This window comes from Streptomyces sp. NPDC028298, assembly GCF_055565895.1.
In genome coordinates this window covers 493,477-510,162 of sequence record NZ_JBVHTL010000005.1, presented here as the reverse complement: position 1 = coordinate 510,162, position 16,686 = coordinate 493,477, and the positions used below count along the sequence as shown (strand labels likewise).

Here is a 16,686-nt window from a genome sequence, read left to right as displayed (position 1 = left end):
GGTCCGCCAAGGTTTCACGGGACCGAGAAGGAATAAGTACGACAAGCCGATCAAAAGCCTGCTTCACCCCACGGGATGAATTCATGCCCCAATTGCCCCTATTTTCGACATCATCCCTTTACTCTGCATTACGATCCATTTACCGAGCGTTGAAGAATCCCGCCGCTGCACGCCGTGACCCACGGCCGCGACCCGCCCCCCGTCACTCCCGACGGGGGATCACCTGTTCCGCGACCGCGCCGCCCCGGAGGAGACGGGAACCATGTCTGCCTGCGTCCCCACCCGCGCCGCCGACCCCACTCGGCCCGCGCAGCTTCACCAGCCCCACAGCCCCCCACCGACCCCGCCCCGACGCTTCCGTGTCGCGGGCGCCGATCTGTCCGCCTCGATCGCGGTCTTCCTGATCGCCCTCCCCCTGTCCCTCGGAATCGCCCTCGCCACCGGCGCGCCGCTCCAGGCCGGGCTGGTCGCCGCCGCCGCCGGCGGACTGGTCGCGGGCCGGCTCGGCGGCTCACCGCTCCAGGTGAGCGGACCCGCCGCGGGACTGACCCTCGTCACGGCCGAGCTCATCCAGCACTACGGCTGGCGCGCGACCTGCGCCATCACCGTGATGGCGGGCGTCACCCAGCTCGGGCTCGGCTGCCTGCGCGTGGCCCGTACGGCCCTGGCCGTCAGCCCCGCGATCGTGCACGGCATGCTCGCCGGCATCGGGGTGACCATCGCCGTGGCCCAACTCCACATCGTGCTGGGAGGAATCCCGCAGAGCTCCGTCCTCGACAATCTCGTCGGACTGCCGGACCAGGTGGCCCGGATGCACTCCGCCGCGGTGTCGATGAGCGTGCTGACCCTGGTGCTGCTGTTCGCCTGGCCGCGACTTCCCGGGCGGACCGGACGGGCGCTGCGCAAGGTGCCCGCCGCGCTCATCGCCGTCGCCGGAGCGACCCTGACCGCCTCGGCCGCCGGACTGACGCTGCCGAGGGTCGAACTGCCGTCCTGGAGCAGCCACGCACTGGCCGGACTGCCCGAGGGCCCGGTGCTCGGCATCGTCGCCGCCGTCCTCACCGTGACGCTGGTGTGCAGCGTGCAGTCGCTGCTCGGGGCCGTCGCCGTGGACAAGCTGGTGAGCGGCCGTCCGGAACTCCAGGGCCGGGTGGGCCGTTCCCGCCTCGACCGGGAGCTGCTCGGGCAGGGCGCCGCCAACGTCGTCTCCGGCGCGCTCGGCGGACTGCCCGTCGCCGGTGTCGCCGTACGAAGTTCCGCGAATGTGCACGCGGGTGCCGTCAGCCGGAACTCCACGATCCTGCACGGCGTTTTCGTAGTGATCGCCGCGCTGCTGATGGTCCCGATCCTGGAGCTGATCCCCCTCGCATCGCTCGCCGCCCTGGTGATGGCCGTCGGCATCCAGATGGTGTCCCTGCACCACATCCGCACGGTCACCCGCCACCGTGAGGTCCTGGTGTACGCCGTCACCACGCTCGGCGTCGTGTTCCTCGGAGTTCTCGAAGGTGTCGCCCTGGGCGTCTCCGTGGCCGTCGGTGTCGCCCTGCACCGGCTCGGCCGCACCCGCATCACGCACGAGGAGAAGGAGGGAGTCCATCACGTACACGTACGAGGTCAGTTGACGTTCCTCGCCGTGCCCCGGCTCAGCCGCACCCTGCACCTCGTGCCCCGAGGGGCGGACGTGGTCGTGCGCCTGGACGGCTCGTTCATGGACCACGCCGCGTACGAGTCGCTGCAGGACTGGCAGAGCACCCACACCGCCCAGGGCGGCACGGTCGACCTCGGCGGGCGGACCGGAACGCGGATCGCCGAGCCCGCGGACTCCGGACACTGCCGCTGCCGGCCCTGGACACCCTGGCGGAACCACCAGTGCGACGCCGCCGCCGAACCGGGGCCCCCGCCCTCGGAGTCGCTTTCCGACGGACAGGAGGACGAGATGGACGAGGCCAGACCGAGCGGACACCAACTGGAGCGCGGAATCAGCGCGTTCCAGCGCAACACCGCACCTCTGGTGCGCGATGAACTGGCCCGGCTGGCCCGGGAAGGACAGCGGCCGTCCCAACTGTTCCTGACCTGTGCCGACTCCCGGCTCGTCACCTCGATGATCACCTCCAGTGGTCCGGGCGACCTCTTCGTCGTACGCAACGTCGGCAACCTCGTGCCGCCGCCCGGGAAGGAGAGCGGGGACGACTCGGTGGCCGCGGCCATCGAGTACGCGGTGGACGTACTGAAGGTGCGCTCCATCACGGTGTGCGGGCACTCCGGCTGCGGGGCCATGCAGGCCCTGCTCGCCTCGGAGCCTGGAGGAGCGCTCACGCCGCTCAAGCGGTGGCTGCGGCACGGGCGGCCGAGCCTGGACCGGATGGCCGGCGCCGGGCCGAGCGCGCGGATCGCCGGCCGGGCACCCGCCGACACGGTGGAGCAGCTCTGCCTGACCAATGTGGTGCAGCAGCTCGAGCACCTGCGGGCGCACGAGTCCGTTGCGCGGGCGCTTCGGGAGGGCGTGCTCGAACTGCAGGGGATGTACTTCCATGTCGGGGAGGCCCAGGCGTATCTGCTGGCCGGGGCCGAGGGGGCCGAACTGTTCGATCACGTAGGCGCGTTCGATCGGGCGGGCGCGGCGGAGGAGCTGAGGCATCCGGCGTGATCGGACGGTGGTGCGCGGTCCTGGTCGGCGGGACCGCGCACCACGCAGGGTCCCCAGGCGCAGGCGCCCCCTCCCGGCGCAGGCTCCCCCAGCCATGAGCGACGCACCCAGAAGTGGGCGACTCACCCCCGGATGAACCCGGTGGCCGGTACGTACGTGCCACAAGGGGGCAGACTCGTGCGAACTCGTGTGGTCTCGTGGAGGGCTGCGGGGCCGTACCGCGGGGCGCCGGTATGCCGGACGGGCCGAGGGCCGGACCGACGGCACGGCATAGGTCTAAACCAATTTATGGTCGGCCCTTGTCACCGGGCTCCCGGTCTGATGAGCTGTGGCCTGGGACACAACGGACACCCTGGGAAAGGGAGATGTCGTGAGCAACGAAAGCCTGGCCAACCTGCTGAAGGAAGAGCGCAGGTTCGCGCCGCCCGCCGACCTGGCGGCGAACGCCAATGTCACCGCGGAGGCGTATGAGCAGGCCAAGGCTGACAGGCTCGGCTTCTGGGCCGAGCAGGCCCGTCGGCTGACCTGGGCCACCGAGCCGACCGAGACACTGGACTGGTCCAACCCGCCGTTCGCGAAGTGGTTCGCCGACGGCAAGCTGAACGTCGCGTACAACTGCGTGGACCGGCACGTCGAGGCCGGGAACGGCGACCGTGTCGCCATCCACTTCGAGGGTGAGCCGGGCGACAGCCGGGCCATCACCTACGCCGAGCTCAAGGACGAGGTGTCGAAGGCCGCCAACGCCCTCACCGAGCTGGGTGTCGGCAAGGGCGACCGGGTCGCCGTCTACCTGCCGATGATCCCCGAGGCCGTCGTCGCGATGCTGGCCTGCGCCCGTATCGGCGCCGCGCACTCGGTGGTCTTCGGCGGGTTCTCCGCCGACGCGATCGCCACCCGCATCCAGGACGCCGACGCCAAGCTCGTCATCACCGCCGACGGTGGATACCGGCGCGGGAAGCCGTCCGCGCTCAAGCCCGCCGTCGACGACGCGGTGAGCCGGGTCGACGGGGTCGACAAGGTGCTGGTGGTGCGCCGCACCGGCGAGGACGTCGCCTGGACCGAGGGCCGCGATGTGTGGTGGCACGACATCGTCGGGCGCCAGTCGGCCGAGCACACCCCGGAAGCCTTCGAGGCCGAGCACCCGCTGTTCATCCTCTACACCTCCGGGACCACGGGTAAGCCGAAGGGCATCCTGCACACCTCGGGCGGATACCTCACGCAGGCCTCGTACACCCACCACGCCGTCTTCGACCTCAAGCCGGAGACCGACGTGTACTGGTGCACGGCCGACATCGGCTGGGTCACCGGGCACTCGTACATCACGTACGGGCCGCTCTCGAACGGCGCGACGCAGGTCATGTACGAGGGAACGCCGGACACTCCCCACCAGGGGCGGTTCTGGGAGATCGTGCAGAAGTACGGGGTGACGATCCTCTACACGGCGCCCACGGCCATCCGTACGTTCATGAAGTGGGGCGACGACATCCCCGCGAAGTTCGACCTGACCTCGCTGCGGGTGCTCGGGTCGGTCGGCGAGCCGATCAACCCCGAAGCGTGGATCTGGTACCGCAAGCACATCGGCGGGGACCGTACGCCGATCGTCGACACCTGGTGGCAGACCGAGACCGGCGCGATGATGATCTCGCCGCTGCCCGGGGTCACCGAGACGAAGCCGGGCTCGGCGCAGCGCGCGCTGCCCGGCATCTCGGCCACGGTCGTCGACGACGAGGCGAACGAGGTGCCCGACGGCGGTGGCGGCTACCTGGTGCTCACCGAGCCGTGGCCGTCCATGCTGCGCACGATCTGGGGCGATGACCAGCGGTTCCTCGACACGTACTGGTCCCGCTTCGAGGGCAAGTACTTCGCCGGGGACGGTGCCAAGAAGGACGACGACGGCGACGTATGGCTGCTCGGGCGCGTCGACGACGTGATGCTCGTGTCCGGCCACAACATCTCGACGACCGAGGTCGAGTCGGCCCTCGTCTCCCACCCGTCGGTCGCCGAGGCCGCGGTCGTGGGTGCCACGGACGAGACCACCGGGCAGGCGATCGTCGCCTTCGTCATCCTGCGCGGAACGGCTTCCGCCGAGGACGAAGGACTGGTGGCGGAGCTGCGCAACCACGTCGGCACCACGCTCGGTCCGATCGCCAAGCCCCAGCGGGTCCTGCCCGTGGCCGAGCTGCCGAAGACCCGGTCCGGGAAGATCATGCGCCGGCTGCTGCGCGACGTGGCCGAGAACCGCGAGCTCGGTGACGTCACGACGCTCACCGACTCCACGGTCATGGACCTGATCCAGGCGAAGCTGCCGGCCGCGCCCAGCGAGGACTGAGGCGGGTCCGTCCCGCCGGCCCGGCCCTGAGGGGTGCGGGAGCACGCTCACCGTGCTCCCGCACCCCTCAGTCGTCGGCACCCTCTCCGGTCTCAGTCGTCGGCACCCTTCGGCCTCAGTCACCGGCGCCCCCTCCGGCCGAACCAGCCCCCTCCGGCCCGACCAGCCCTCCATCCGGCCCAACCCGCGCTCCATCGGCCCGGACCAGCGAGCCCCGCGTCCGTTTCAGCCGTAGCGTGAAGATCCCCCACCGACCCGGCCGGATCATGGGTAAAGTAAGTAAAGCGTCAAAGACGCGACAAGATCGTTCATGGTGTGCCGGGAAGTCTGGTCGGCGAGTGCTTCGTCCTGCCTGCTCGACCGGAGGTCCTCACCGTGGCCGCGCCCCCCAGCACCACCCCACGCAAGTTCCTGGGCCTGATGTCCCTGCCCGAGCGGAACTTCGTGGCGGAAGCGCTGCGCACCGAGACCGTGGGCGGAGTGCTCCTGCTGATCGCGGCGGTCGCGGCCCTGATCTGGGCGAACACCCTGCCGCACAGCTACGAGGCCGTCTCGCACTACCACTTCGGACCGGCCGCGATCGGACTCGACCTGTCCGTGGAGCACTGGGCGGCCGACGGACTGCTCGCCGTCTTCTTCTTCGTCGCGGGCATCGAGCTGAAGCGGGAACTGGTCGCCGGGGATCTGCGGGACCCCAAGGCCGCCCTGCTGCCCGTGGTGGCCGCGATCTGCGGCATGGCCGTTCCCGCGCTCGTCGACGTCCTGACCAACGTGGCGGGCGGGGGCTCGCTCGAGGGATGGGCCGTCCCCACCGCCACCGACATCGCCTTCGCCCTCGCCGTGCTCGCCGTCATCGGGACGTCCCTGCCGTCCGCGCTGCGCGCCTTCCTGCTCACCCTCGCCGTCGTCGACGACCTGTTCGCGATCCTGATCATCGCGGTCTTCTTCACCAGCTCCATCAACTTCGCGGCGCTCGGCGGAGCGCTCGCGGGCCTGGTCGTCTTCTGGCTGCTGCTGCGCAAGCAAGTGCACGGCTGGTACGTGTACGTGCCCCTCGCGCTGGTCATCTGGGCGCTGATGTACAACAGCGGCATCCACGCCACCATCGCCGGTGTCGCCATGGGCCTGATGCTGCGCTGCCATCCGCACGAGGGCGAGAAGCACTCCCCGGGCGAGCACATCGAGCATCTGGTGCGTCCGCTGTCGGCGGGACTCGCGGTGCCGATGTTCGCCCTGTTCAGCGCCGGTGTCGTGGTCTCCGGCGGGGCGATCCACGATGTGTTCACGCGGCCCGAGACGCTCGGCGTGGTGCTCGGACTCGTGGTCGGCAAGGCGGTCGGCATCTTCGGCGGCACATGGCTGACGGCCCGGTTCACCCGGGCCTCGCTCAGCGACGAGCTGGAGTGGGCCGACGTCGCCGCCGTCGCCACCCTCGCCGGCATCGGCTTCACCGTCTCCCTGCTGATCGGCGAGCTCGCCTTCGCGGGCGACACGGAGCTCACCGACGAGATCAAGGCCGCCGTCCTGATCGGCTCGTTCATCGCGGCCGTGCTCGCCACGGCGCTGCTGAAGATACGCAACTCCAAGTACCGCGCCCTGTGCGAGGCCGAGGAGCGCGACGAGGACCATGACGGCATCCCCGACATCTACGAGGAGCACGAGCCGGCGTACCACCTGCGCATGGCGGCGATCCACGAGGAGAAGGCCGCCGAACACCGCAGGCTTGCCGAACTGGCGGGTGGGGCAAGCGAGGGGGACGACGGTCCGGCATGATCTGACAGGACCGTACAAACACATGCAGAAGAGGGAGATCGCGATGAGCGCACCCGACGGGAGCCCGGTCGGTGCCGAACGCAGCATCGGCCAGTTGGTCGCCGCGGCGACGACCGAGATGTCCGCGCTGGTGCACGACGAGATCGCGCTGGCCAAGGCTCAGCTCAAGCAGGACGTCAAGCGCGGCGCGGTCAGCGGCGGGGCGTTCTCGGCGGCGGGCGCGATCCTGATCTTCTCGCTGCCGATGCTCAGCTTCGCCCTCGCGTACGGCATCCGGACCTGGAGCCACTGGAATCTCGCGATCTGCTTCCTGCTGTCCTTCGCGGCGAACGTGCTGGTCGCGGCCGTGCTCGCGCTGATCGGCACGATCTTCGCGAAGAAGGTGAAGAAGAGCCAGGGCCCGCAGAAGGTGGCCGCCTCGGTGAAGGAGACGGCGGCCGTCCTGCCGAACGCCAAGCCGCACCCCCGGCCCGAACCGGTCGAGGACGCCGTCAAGGCTGTGGCACGCTCATCCTCATGACGGACCCCGCCACACCTTCGGCGCAACCCACCTCGGTCGTACGGATCGACCTTCCCGGCGACCACAAAGTCACGCACCGGGACGTGGCCGCCAACGGCGCGCGCTTCCACATCGCCGAGCTCGGCGACGGACCGCTCGTGCTGCTGCTGCACGGCTTCCCGCAGTTCTGGTGGGCCTGGCGGCATCAGCTCGTCGCGCTCGCCGACGCCGGGTTCCGGGCCGTCGCCATGGACCTGCGGGGTGTCGGGGGCAGCGACCGCACCCCGCGCGGCTACGACCCCGCCAACCTGGCGCTCGACATCACCGGGGTCGTGCGCTCCCTCGGTGAGCCCGACGCCGCTCTGGTCGGGCACGACCTCGGCGGCTACCTGGCGTGGACGGCGGCCGCCATGCGGCCCAAGCTCGTCCGCCGGCTCGCGGTGTCGTCCATGCCGCATCCGCGGCGCTGGCGCTCCGCGATGCTCTCCGACATCAGGCAGACGTCGGCGGGCTCGTACATCTGGGGCTTCCAGCGTCCCTGGATCCCCGAACGCCAACTCCTCGCCGACGAAGCCGCCCTGGTGGGCCGTCTGGTGAGCGACTGGTCCGGTCCCCGGCAGCCGGACGAGGACGCCCTGGAGACGTACCGCCGGGCCATGCGCATCCCCTCGACCGCGCACTGCTCCATCGAGCCGTACCGGTGGATGGTGCGGTCGATGGCGCGCCCGGACGGCATCCAGTTCAACCGGCGCATGAAGCGGCCGGTGCGCGTGCCGACGCTGCATCTGCACGGCTCGCTCGATCCGGTGATGCGGACGCGGAGCGCGGCGGGCTCCGGTGAGTACGTCGAAGCCCCGTACCGCTGGCGGCTGTTCGACGGGCTCGGCCACTTCCCGCACGAAGAGGATCCGGTCGCGTTCTCCACCGAACTGATCAACTGGCTGAAGGATCCGGAACCCGACCGGTGACACCTCGGTCACCCGTGTGTGACGGTCCGACCGCGCCCGGTGCCGCGTCCGGAACACGGGCCGTGAACACCTGTCCTACGAACGGCCACTTGCCCGGCGCATAGGCCAATTGAGGGGCCGGGGCGAGGTTATCGACCTTCGGGCAGGGGCAGACGTCGGGGTATGGGCTGGACGCACGACTACAGTGACGCAGCACGCAATCGCCGCTCGGCCACGGGTCTGAGCTCTCGTCAGGGGGGCTCCGCTCAATGGGCGGGCACGGATCCGCGTGTAGGGATTCCGCACATTCTGCGACGCCGGGCCCGCTGGGTCTCCGTACGGCTGCGCCATCCGCGCGGCTGAGATCCGGCCGACACCCTCTCCGCGGCAGAGACCCCGCCCGCACCCTCCGGACGGCCGAGGTCACGGCCGCGCCTTCATGCGGTGAAGACCTCCGCCCGCGCCTCCTGGTGACGGAGGCCGGGCCTGCCGGTCAGAGCGCGCAGCTGTCGCTGTCCACCTGCTGGTCGGCCGTACGGCCCTTGGCGATGTCCTGCCGGACCTCGTCCGCGGTGAGCGCGTAGCCGGTCTCGGCGTCGTCGAGCGACTTCGCGAAGACCACGCCGTACACCTTGCCGTCGGGTGTCAGCAGCGGTCCGCCGGAGTTGCCCTGACGGACCGTCGCGTACAGCGAGTAGACATCGCGGCGCACCGTCTTGCGGTGGTAGATGTCCGGGCCGTTGGCCGTGATGCGGCCGCGCACGCGCGCGGGCTGGACGTTGTACGAGCCGTTCTGCGGGAAGCCCGCGACGATCGCGCTGTCGCCGCTGGTCGCGTCCTTGGCGCTGAACCGCAGCGCGGGCGCCTTCAGGTTCGGTACGTCGAGGACGGCGATGTCGCGCTCCCAGTCGTACAGGACGACCGTCGCGTCGTACTTCTTGCCTTCGCCGCCTATCTGGACGGTGGGTTCGTCGACGCCGCCGACCACGTGCGCGTTGGTCATCACTCGGCGGTCGCTGAAGACGAAGCCGGTGCCTTCGAGGACCTTGCCGCAGCTCTGGGCGGTGCCCATGACCTTGACGATGGAGTTCTGCGAGCGGGTGGCCACGGGACTGGCGGCGAGCTGGGGGTCGGGCGGCTGGACCTCGGTGATGGGCTCGTTGGCGAACGGGCTGAAGACCTGCGGGAAGCCGTTCTGCGCGAGGACCGAGGAGAAGTCGGCGAACCAGGTGTTGGCCTGGGCGGGCAGGGCGCGGGAGACCCCGAGCAGCACCTTGGAGTTGCGGACCTCCTTGCCGAGCGTCGGCAGGGTCGTGCCGGCGAGGGCGGAGCCGATCAGCCAGGCGACGAGCAGCATCGCCACGACGTTGACCAAGGCACCGCCGGTCGCGTCCAGGGCTCTGGCCGGGGACCAGGTGATGTACCGGCGGAGTTTGTTGCCGAGGTGGGTGGTGAGGGCCTGGCCGACGGAGGCGCAGACGATCACGACGACCACGGCGACGACGGCGGCGGTCGTACTCACCTTGCTGTCGTCGGTCGTCCAGCTCCAGACGACGGGGAGCAGGTAGACGGCGACGAGACCACCGCCCAGGAAGCCGATCACCGACAGGATGCCGACGACGAACCCCTGGCGATAGCCCACGATCGCGAACCACACGGCGGCGACCAGCAACAGGATGTCCAGCACATTCACGAAGGTCACCTTGTCACGCGCGCCAGTCGAGCGGGACCTGCTTCTCGCGGTCCCACGGACGCTCCCAGCCCGCGAAATGCAGGATCTTGTCGATCACGCCGGCCGTGAAACCCCAGACCAGGGCCGATTCGACCAGAAATGCCGGACCTCGGTGGCCGCTCGGGTGGACGGTGGTCGCACGGTTGGCCGGATCCGTGAGATCCACCACGGGGACCGTGAAGACGCGGGCCGTCTCGCCCGGGTCGACGACGCCGACCGGCGTCGGACGGCGCCACCAGCCGAGCACCGGGGTGACCACGAATCGGCTGACCGGGATGTACAGCTTGGGCAGCACGCCGAAGAGCTGGACACCGCTCGGGTCGAGGCCGGTCTCCTCCTCGGCCTCGCGCAGCGCGGCGTTCAGCGGTCCGTCGGTCGTCGGGTCGCCGTCCTCGGGGTCGAGGGCGCCGCCGGGGAAGGACGGCTGTCCGGCGTGCGACCGGAGGGTGCCCGCCCGTTCCATCAGCAGCAGCTCGGGGCCTCGCGGGCCCTCGCCGAAGAGGATGAGCACCGCGGACTGGCGGCCCGTGCCGTTCGCCGGCGGCAGGAAGCGGCTGAGCTGGAGCGGTTCCACGGTCTCCGCGACCTGCGCGACCGGGCCCAGCCAGTCGGGCAGGCCGTCCTTGCTGAGCACCGGCCCGCCCTGCGCGTCGCTCGCGTTCCGTGTGTTGCCTGCGTGCTTCATCGCCACCCCCGTTCTGCTGTTCCCAACGCCCGCCGAGGCCGTGTTCGTTCCGTCATCCGGCGCCCAGCGGGGGCGCGGGCCTGCCGCCCGCGTCCAGATAGGCCTGCGGGGGGTTGAGCCGCTGTCCGGGGAAGCCGCCCTTCTCGTACTTCAGGAGCTTCTTCGCCTTCTCGGGGTCCGTCTCGCCCTCCCCGTACGCCGGGCAGAGCGGGGCGATGGGGCAGGCACCACAGGCGGGCTTGCGGGCGTGGCAGATGCGGCGGCCGTGGAAGATCACGTGATGCGACAGCATCGTCCAGTCGCTCTTCGGGAAGAGCGAGCCGACGGCCTTCTCGATCTTGTCGGGCTCGGTCTCCGCGGTCCACCGCCAGCGCCGCACGAGCCGCTGGAAGTGCGTGTCGACGGTGATCCCCGGCCGCCCGAAGGCGTTGCCGAGCACGACGAAGGCGGTCTTGCGGCCCACTCCGGGCAGTTTCACGAGGTCTTCGAGGCGGCCGGGCACCTCGCCCCCGAAGTCGTCCCTCAGGGCCTTGGAGAGCCCTATGACGGATTTGGTCTTGGCCCGGAAGAACCCGGTCGGACGCAGGATCTCCTCGACCGCCTCCGGGTCGGCCTCGGCGAGGTCCTCGGGGGTCGGATACCTGGCGAAGAGCGCCGGCGTCGTCTGGTTCACCCGCAGGTCGGTGGTCTGGGCGGACAGGACCGTGGCGACGATCAACTGGAAGGGGTTCTCGAAGTCGAGCTCCGGGTGGGCGTACGGATACACCTCGGCGAGCTCGCGGTTGATGCGGCGGGCCCGGCGGACGAGGGCGGTGTGCGACTCGTTCCGCGGCGGAGCCGCGACGGGCCGCACGGATGCCGTCTTCCCGGCGGAAGCCTCACCGGAAGCCGCCTTCTTGGAGCCGGCCGTTCCGACAGCCTTCTTGCTGCCCGTCTTCCCCACGGACTTCTTGGCAGCCGTCTTCCCCACAGCCTTCTCGTCGTCGGTCTTCGCCACAGCCTTCGCCACAGCCTTCGCCGCAGCCTTCTTCGCCGGAGTCACCTTCTTGGCAGCCGTCTTCGCCGATGTCACCTTCGCCGATGTCACCTTCTTGGCGGTCCGAGGCGCCGTCTTCTTCGCGTCCTTGCCGCCGGCGGTCGCCGACGCGGCCTCGGAGGCCGCCCCCGGCACCGCCTTCACCGGCTTCGGCTTTGCCGCTTTTGCCTGTTCTTTGGTTCCGTCGGGGGCCTGTTCGCCCACAGCGGAATCGCGACGTACAACCACCCGCCCAGCCCCCTTGGCCTGTGCTCTCACCGGCGATTTGGACACCCGGCCAGCCTAAAGCCCGGCACCGACATCCGCCCCGGACCCTGAAGATCGGCCCCCAATTGGCCCCCTGCCGCACTCGTTGGGACGCCAGTGCGGCAGACTTGTGACTGATCACACTGTTTGGACCGTCCGGCAAGATGGGGAACACGGTCCCCTGGTACCAAGGGGGAGCACGGTCCCCTGAGCAGGTCGACAAGGAGAGAACTCGTGGACGACGTTCTGCGGCGCGCCCCGCTCTTCGCGGCGCTCGATGACGAGCAGGCCGCGGAGCTCCGCGCCTCCATGAGTGAGGTGACCCTCGCGCGAGGCGACGCCCTCTTCCATGAAGGCGACCCCGGCGACCGCCTTTATGTGGTCACCGAGGGCAAGGTGAAGCTCCACCGCACCTCCCCCGACGGGCGCGAGAACATGCTCGCCGTCCTCGGCCCCGGTGAACTGATCGGCGAGCTGTCGCTGTTCGACCCGGGCCCGCGCACGGCGACCGCCACCGCGCTCACCGAGGTCAAGCTGCTCGGCCTCGGCCACGGCGACCTCCAGCCCTGGCTGAACGCACGCCCCGAGGTGGCCGCCGCTCTGCTGCGCGCCGTCGCCCGGCGCCTGCGCAAGACCAACGACCAGATGTCCGACCTGGTCTTCTCCGACGTGCCCGGTCGTGTCGCGCGCGCCCTGCTCGACCTGTCGCGCCGCTTCGGTGTGCAGTCCGAAGAGGGCATCCACGTCGTGCACGACCTCACGCAGGAGGAGCTCGCCCAGCTCGTCGGCGCCTCCCGCGAGACCGTCAACAAGGCGCTCGCCGACTTCGCGGGCCGCGGCTGGCTCCGCCTGGAGGCCCGCGCGGTGATCCTCCTGGACGTGGAGCGGCTCGCCAAGCGCTCGCGCTGACGCCTACACCCGTACGTCGACGGGGTCCCGCCTCCCACCGAGGCGGGACCCCGTCGTCGTACCCCCGAAAAGGGGAAGGCGCCGCTGTCTCCCGCCACCCTCGGCCTCGCCCCCTCTCCCCTCCCCTCCCCCCGCTGATCCGCGGGCCGATGCGCGGGCCGATGCGCGGGCCGCTAAATGATCTGCGCCCCGGCCACCCTTCGCGGGACAGTGGCGGCATGACCGCACACGGGCACGGCAGAGGACTCGACGCCGAGGGATACATCGAGCGCGAGGGATCACTCGCGCGCGTGCCGTACGCCTTCGAGGACGTCGTCGCGGCGGCCCGTGAACAGGTCCTGGACGTCTTCGGAGCCCGGCTCGACGGCGCGTACCTCTACGGCTCGATCCCGCGCGGCACCGCGCGCGTGGGACGCTCCGACCTCGACCTGCTGCTGTCGCTGCGCGAGGAGCCGACCGACGCGGACCGCGCCGACACCCGCGCGCTGGAAGCGGCGCTCGACAAGGAGTTCGCCGCGATCGACGGTGTGGGAGCGCTGCTGTTCAGCCGTACGCGGCTGCTGAGCGACCTGGAGACCCACGACCTCGGCTGGTTCGTCGCCTGCCTCTGCACGCCACTCTTGGGCGAGGACCTGGCCGAACACCTCCCGCGCTACCGTCCCGACACGCTGCTGGCCCGCGAGACGAACGGCGACCTCGGCCTGCTGCTGCCGCGCTGGCGCGAGCGGATCGCCACGGCCGCGGACACGGACGAGGCGAGGCGCCCGCTGGTGCGCTCGATGTCCCGGCACCTCGTCCGCACCGGCTTCACGCTCGTCATGCCGCGCTGGAACGGCTGGACCAGCGACCTCGGGGAGATGGCCGAGGCGTTCGGCGCGTACTACCCGAGGCGGGCCGCCGAGATGCGCGCCGCGGCCGTACACGGCCACGAGCCGACCGGCGAGGCCGCGGTGCTCCGCTCGTACACCGAAGACTTGGGCCCATGGCTGGCGGAGGAGTACGCGCGCGTGCACGGCGTCAAGGCGCCCCGCCCCTGACCACCGGACCGTCTCCCCAAGACCCCCGACAACGCGGCGCCGAACGCCACGCCCCGTAGGACGCCCTGCAGGGCGGGCGTTTCCTAGATGAGCCCGTGCTCCCGCAGATAGTCCATCTGCGCCCGCACCGACAGCTCGGCCGCGGGCCACAACGACCGGTCCACGTCGGCGTAGACACGGGCGACGACGTCCTGCGGCGAGCGGAGGCCGTTCTCGACGGCGGTCTCGACCTGGGCGAGCCGGTGGGCACGGTGGGCGAGGTAGAACTCGACCGCGCCCTGCGCGTCGTCGAGGACCGGCCCGTGACCGGGCAGGACGGTGTGGACACTGTCGTCGACCGTCAGCGAGCGGAGCCGGCGCAGGGAATCGAGATAGTCGCCCAGGCGCCCGTCGGGATGGGCCACCACGGTCGTACCGCGCCCCAGGACGGTGTCCCCGGTCAGCACGGCCTGATCGGCCGGGAGATGGAAGCACAGCGAGTCGGCGGTGTGCCCGGGAGTGGACACGACCCGCAGTTCGAGCCCACCGAGGCTGATCACGTCTCCGGCGGCCAGCCCTTCGTCCCCGAGCCGCAGCGCGGGGTCCAGCGCGCGGACAGCGGTACCCGACAGCTCGGCGAAGCGCGACGCGCCCTCCGCGTGGTCGGGATGCCCGTGCGTGAGCAGCGTGAGCGCGACACGCTTGCCTGCCCGCTCGGCCGTGTCCAGGACCGTCCGCAGATGTACGTCGTCCAGAGGGCCCGGGTCGATGACGACCGCGAGCTCGGAGTCCGGCTCGGACACGATCCACGTGTTCGTGCCGTCCAGGGTCATCGGGGAGGCGTTGGGGGCGAGGACGTTCACCGCGCGCGCGGTGGCGGGCCCGGACAGGACCGTGCCCCGCGGCCGGCCGGGGAGTGCTGCTGCTTCGGTCATGCGGAGGCTCCGCCGGTCGGGATGTGCTTCGTGAACTCGTCGTGCCCCGGCCAGGAGAGGACGACCTCGCCCTCCTCCAGGCGCGCCTCGGCCAGGACGGGGGTCAGATCACGGGCGGCCGCGCCGGCGAGGGCGTCGGCGGCACTCTCGTACGCCACGATCCCGCGCAGGGTCGCGATGGTGGGCGGCATCATCAGCAGCTCGCCCTTGTCGTAGCCGGCGGCCGCGTCCGCGGGACGGATCCACACGGTCCGGTCGGCCTCCGTGGAGGCGTTCCGCGTGCGCTGGCCCTCGGGGAGGACGGCCACGAAGAACCACGTGTCGTAGCGGCGGGACTCGAACTCCGGGGTGATCCAGCGGGCCCAGGCCCCGAGCAGGTCCGAGCGGAGCACGAGCCCTCTGCGGTCGAGGAACTCCGCGAAGGACAGGTCCCTGGCGACCAGGGCCGCCCGGTCCGCCTCCCAGTCGTCCCCCGTGGTGTCGCCGACCACGCTGTCCGGGCTGGGGCCGGCGAGCAGGACGCCCGCCTCCTCGTACGTCTCCCGCACGGCCGCGCACACGATGGCCTGGGCGGAGGTCTCGTCCACGCCGAGCCGCCGCGCCCACCACGCGCGCGTGGGGCCCGCCCAGCGGATCTGCTGCTCGTCGTCGCGTGGGTCCACGCCGCCGCCCGGATACGCGTAGGCGCCTCCGGCGAAGGCCATGGAGGCGCGTCTGCGCAGCATGTGGACCACGGGGCCGGTCTCGCCGTCCTTGACCAGCATCACCGTCGCGGCGCGCCGGGGCGTGACCGGCGTCAGCGTGCCGTCGGCGAGCGCCCGGATCCGCTCAGGCCAGTCCGCCGGAAACCATTGCCCATTCCCCATGGCCGGAGGCTATCCCGAGCCGGGCGGATGTTCGAGGCCCCACCGCCCCACAAGCCCTTTTCGCCCCTCCGCCCCTGCCCGTCCCACCCTGGGGCTCCGCCCCGGACCCCGCTCCTCAACGCCGGAGGGGCTGGATTTTCCCGGCCGGGGCGGAAACTTTCGCCGGCCGCAACCGAATCCGTGACCGCGCCCGCAGCCGGAAAACGACGGAAGGGGCCGTGCCGGTACATCGATGCCCGTCGCCACCGACGGTCACATCCCCGTCCAACGGCCACGGGCTGATGCACCGGCACGGCCCCGACCCACCCACCCACCGGACGGGAACCGCACCCGGCCCCGGTGACACCCCGAAGGGCTACGCGTGCGTGAGCTCCACCTGGATCTCGACCTCGACCGGCGCGTCCAGCGGCAGCACAGCCACACCGACCGCGCTCCGCGCGTGCACACCCTTGTCGCCGAGAACGGCGCCCAGCAGCTCACTCGCCCCGTTCAGCACACCCGGCTGCCCGGTGAAGTCCGACGCCGACGCCACGAACCCGACGACCTTCACGACACGCGCGATGCGATCGAGGTCGCCCACGACCGACTTCACCGCGGCCAGAGCGTTCAGCGCGCACGTACGGGCGAGTTCCTTGGCCTCCTCGGCCGTGACCTCGGCGCCCACCTTCCCGGTGACCGGAAGCTTGCCGTCCACCATCGGAAGCTGGCCGGCGGTGTACACGTACACGCCCGTCTGTACGGCGGGCTGGTACGCGGCCAGCGGCGGAACGACGTCCGGAAGGCTCAGTCCGAGTTCGGCGAGCTTCGCCTCGACAGTCCCGCTCATGCCGACTTCTCGCGCTTCAGGTAGGCCACGAGCTGCTCGGGGTTGGGGCCGGGCACGACCTGGACCAGCTCCCAACCGTCCTCGCCCCAGGTGTCCAGAATCTGCTTCGTGGCGTGGACGAGCAGCGGCACGGTGGCGTATTCCCATTTGGTCATGTGGCCGACTGTAGCCGCTGGCGACCACCGCCTCCCGCCCGAGCCACCCCGTCGCCCGGCCGCCGACAGCGCCGGTTGTCCACAG

Annotated in this window: 15 protein-coding genes; 8 read left to right on the top strand and 7 right to left on the bottom strand. The window is 70.9% G+C overall.

What is annotated here, in order from left to right; translation table 11 throughout:
• The first annotated feature begins 262 nt into the window (after positions 1-262).
• The 6 genes from ACZ4TO_RS24965 to ACZ4TO_RS24940 all read left to right on the top strand — a co-directional run bounded on the left by ACZ4TO_RS24965 (position 263) and on the right by ACZ4TO_RS24940 (position 8,558).
• Entirely contained in the window at positions 263-2,647 is a 2,385-nt protein-coding gene (locus ACZ4TO_RS24965; RefSeq protein WP_468025247.1) for a bifunctional SulP family inorganic anion transporter/carbonic anhydrase, read from the top strand.
• A gap of 328 nt (positions 2,648-2,975) precedes the next feature.
• Positions 2,976-4,976, top strand: a complete 2,001-nt coding sequence (acs, locus tag ACZ4TO_RS24960) for an acetate--CoA ligase (protein WP_468025246.1) — start codon at positions 2,976-2,978, stop codon at positions 4,974-4,976.
• Between the two features lie 420 nt (positions 4,977-5,396).
• Positions 5,397-6,749 carry a Na+/H+ antiporter NhaA gene (gene nhaA, locus ACZ4TO_RS24955; RefSeq protein WP_468025317.1) on the top strand — a complete coding sequence of 451 codons (1,353 nt, stop codon included), beginning with the start codon at positions 5,397-5,399 and terminating at the stop codon, positions 6,747-6,749.
• Positions 6,750-6,792: 43 nt separating this feature from the next.
• A complete protein-coding gene (locus ACZ4TO_RS24950; RefSeq protein ID WP_382783897.1) occupies positions 6,793-7,269 on the top strand; it encodes a phage holin family protein in 477 nt (158 codons plus the stop codon).
• Positions 7,266-8,216 (top strand): alpha/beta fold hydrolase, encoded by a 951-nt coding sequence (locus tag ACZ4TO_RS24945; RefSeq protein WP_468025245.1) that lies wholly within the window; start codon positions 7,266-7,268, stop codon positions 8,214-8,216. Before ACZ4TO_RS24950 ends, ACZ4TO_RS24945 begins: the two co-directional genes overlap by 4 nt.
• Positions 8,217-8,378: 162 nt before the next feature.
• Positions 8,379-8,558, top strand: coding sequence for a hypothetical protein (locus ACZ4TO_RS24940; protein ID WP_382783892.1), 180 nt, complete (start codon positions 8,379-8,381; stop codon positions 8,556-8,558).
• 130 nt (positions 8,559-8,688) lie between these two features.
• Here the strand turns inward: ACZ4TO_RS24940 and ACZ4TO_RS24935 are convergent, their stop codons facing one another.
• The 3 genes from ACZ4TO_RS24935 to nth are packed head-to-tail and all read right to left on the bottom strand — an operon-like array spanning position 8,689 to position 11,792.
• Entirely contained in the window at positions 8,689-9,888 is a 1,200-nt protein-coding gene (locus ACZ4TO_RS24935) for a MarP family serine protease (RefSeq protein ID WP_382783889.1), read from the bottom strand.
• Positions 9,889-9,901: 13 nt separating this feature from the next.
• Positions 9,902-10,612, bottom strand: a complete 711-nt coding sequence (locus ACZ4TO_RS24930) for an NUDIX hydrolase (protein WP_385043577.1) — start codon at positions 10,610-10,612, stop codon at positions 9,902-9,904.
• A gap of 52 nt (positions 10,613-10,664) precedes the next feature.
• Entirely contained in the window at positions 10,665-11,792 is a 1,128-nt protein-coding gene (nth, locus tag ACZ4TO_RS24925) for an endonuclease III (RefSeq protein ID WP_468025244.1), read from the bottom strand.
• Positions 11,793-12,128: 336 nt separating this feature from the next.
• Between nth and ACZ4TO_RS24920 the strand changes: the two genes are divergently transcribed.
• Entirely contained in the window at positions 12,129-12,803 is a 675-nt protein-coding gene (locus ACZ4TO_RS24920; protein WP_006382668.1) for a Crp/Fnr family transcriptional regulator, read from the top strand.
• A 218-nt stretch (positions 12,804-13,021) separates the two neighbouring features.
• Entirely contained in the window at positions 13,022-13,840 is an 819-nt protein-coding gene (locus ACZ4TO_RS24915) for a nucleotidyltransferase (RefSeq protein WP_468025243.1), read from the top strand.
• Between the two features lie 83 nt (positions 13,841-13,923).
• On the opposite strand, the gene ACZ4TO_RS24910 is transcribed toward ACZ4TO_RS24915, so the two are convergent.
• The 4 genes from ACZ4TO_RS24910 to ACZ4TO_RS24895 form a co-directional block, all read right to left on the bottom strand.
• A complete protein-coding gene (locus ACZ4TO_RS24910) occupies positions 13,924-14,754 on the bottom strand; it encodes an MBL fold metallo-hydrolase (protein WP_468025242.1) in 831 nt (276 codons plus the stop codon).
• Positions 14,751-15,620, bottom strand: a complete 870-nt coding sequence (locus ACZ4TO_RS24905; protein ID WP_382783874.1) for an NUDIX hydrolase — start codon at positions 15,618-15,620, stop codon at positions 14,751-14,753. Before ACZ4TO_RS24905 ends, ACZ4TO_RS24910 begins: the two co-directional genes overlap by 4 nt.
• A 355-nt stretch (positions 15,621-15,975) precedes the next feature.
• A complete protein-coding gene (locus tag ACZ4TO_RS24900; RefSeq protein ID WP_385043584.1) occupies positions 15,976-16,446 on the bottom strand; it encodes a RidA family protein in 471 nt (156 codons plus the stop codon).
• The gene (locus ACZ4TO_RS24895; RefSeq protein WP_351291915.1) at positions 16,443-16,601 is read right to left on the bottom strand and encodes a DUF4177 domain-containing protein; all 159 of its coding nucleotides are present in this window, start codon (positions 16,599-16,601) and stop codon (positions 16,443-16,445) included. Before ACZ4TO_RS24895 ends, ACZ4TO_RS24900 begins: the two co-directional genes overlap by 4 nt.
• Positions 16,602-16,686: the final 85 nt, after the last annotated feature.

What these genes read in the sequence shown, in the direction of transcription:
- ACZ4TO_RS24965 (WP_468025247.1), top strand. Translation starts at nt 263, where the DNA reads ATGTCTGCCTGCGTCCCCACCCGCGCCGCCGACCCCACTCGGCCCGCG.
- nhaA (WP_468025317.1), top strand. Translation starts at nt 5,397, where the DNA reads ATGTCCCTGCCCGAGCGGAACTTCGTGGCGGAAGCGCTGCGCACCGAG.
- ACZ4TO_RS24950 (WP_382783897.1), top strand. Translation starts at nt 6,793, where the DNA reads ATGAGCGCACCCGACGGGAGCCCGGTCGGTGCCGAACGCAGCATCGGC.
- ACZ4TO_RS24945 (WP_468025245.1), top strand. Translation starts at nt 7,266, where the DNA reads ATGACGGACCCCGCCACACCTTCGGCGCAACCCACCTCGGTCGTACGG.
- ACZ4TO_RS24940 (WP_382783892.1), top strand. Translation starts at nt 8,379, where the DNA reads ATGGGCTGGACGCACGACTACAGTGACGCAGCACGCAATCGCCGCTCG.
- ACZ4TO_RS24930 (WP_385043577.1), bottom strand. Translation starts at nt 10,612, where the DNA reads ATGAAGCACGCAGGCAACACACGGAACGCGAGCGACGCGCAGGGCGGG.
- ACZ4TO_RS24915 (WP_468025243.1), top strand. Translation starts at nt 13,022, where the DNA reads ATGACCGCACACGGGCACGGCAGAGGACTCGACGCCGAGGGATACATC.
- ACZ4TO_RS24910 (WP_468025242.1), bottom strand. Translation starts at nt 14,754, where the DNA reads ATGACCGAAGCAGCAGCACTCCCCGGCCGGCCGCGGGGCACGGTCCTG.
- ACZ4TO_RS24905 (WP_382783874.1), bottom strand. Translation starts at nt 15,620, where the DNA reads ATGGGGAATGGGCAATGGTTTCCGGCGGACTGGCCTGAGCGGATCCGG.
- ACZ4TO_RS24900 (WP_385043584.1), bottom strand. Translation starts at nt 16,446, where the DNA reads ATGAGCGGGACTGTCGAGGCGAAGCTCGCCGAACTCGGACTGAGCCTT.
- ACZ4TO_RS24895 (WP_351291915.1), bottom strand. Translation starts at nt 16,601, where the DNA reads ATGACCAAATGGGAATACGCCACCGTGCCGCTGCTCGTCCACGCCACG.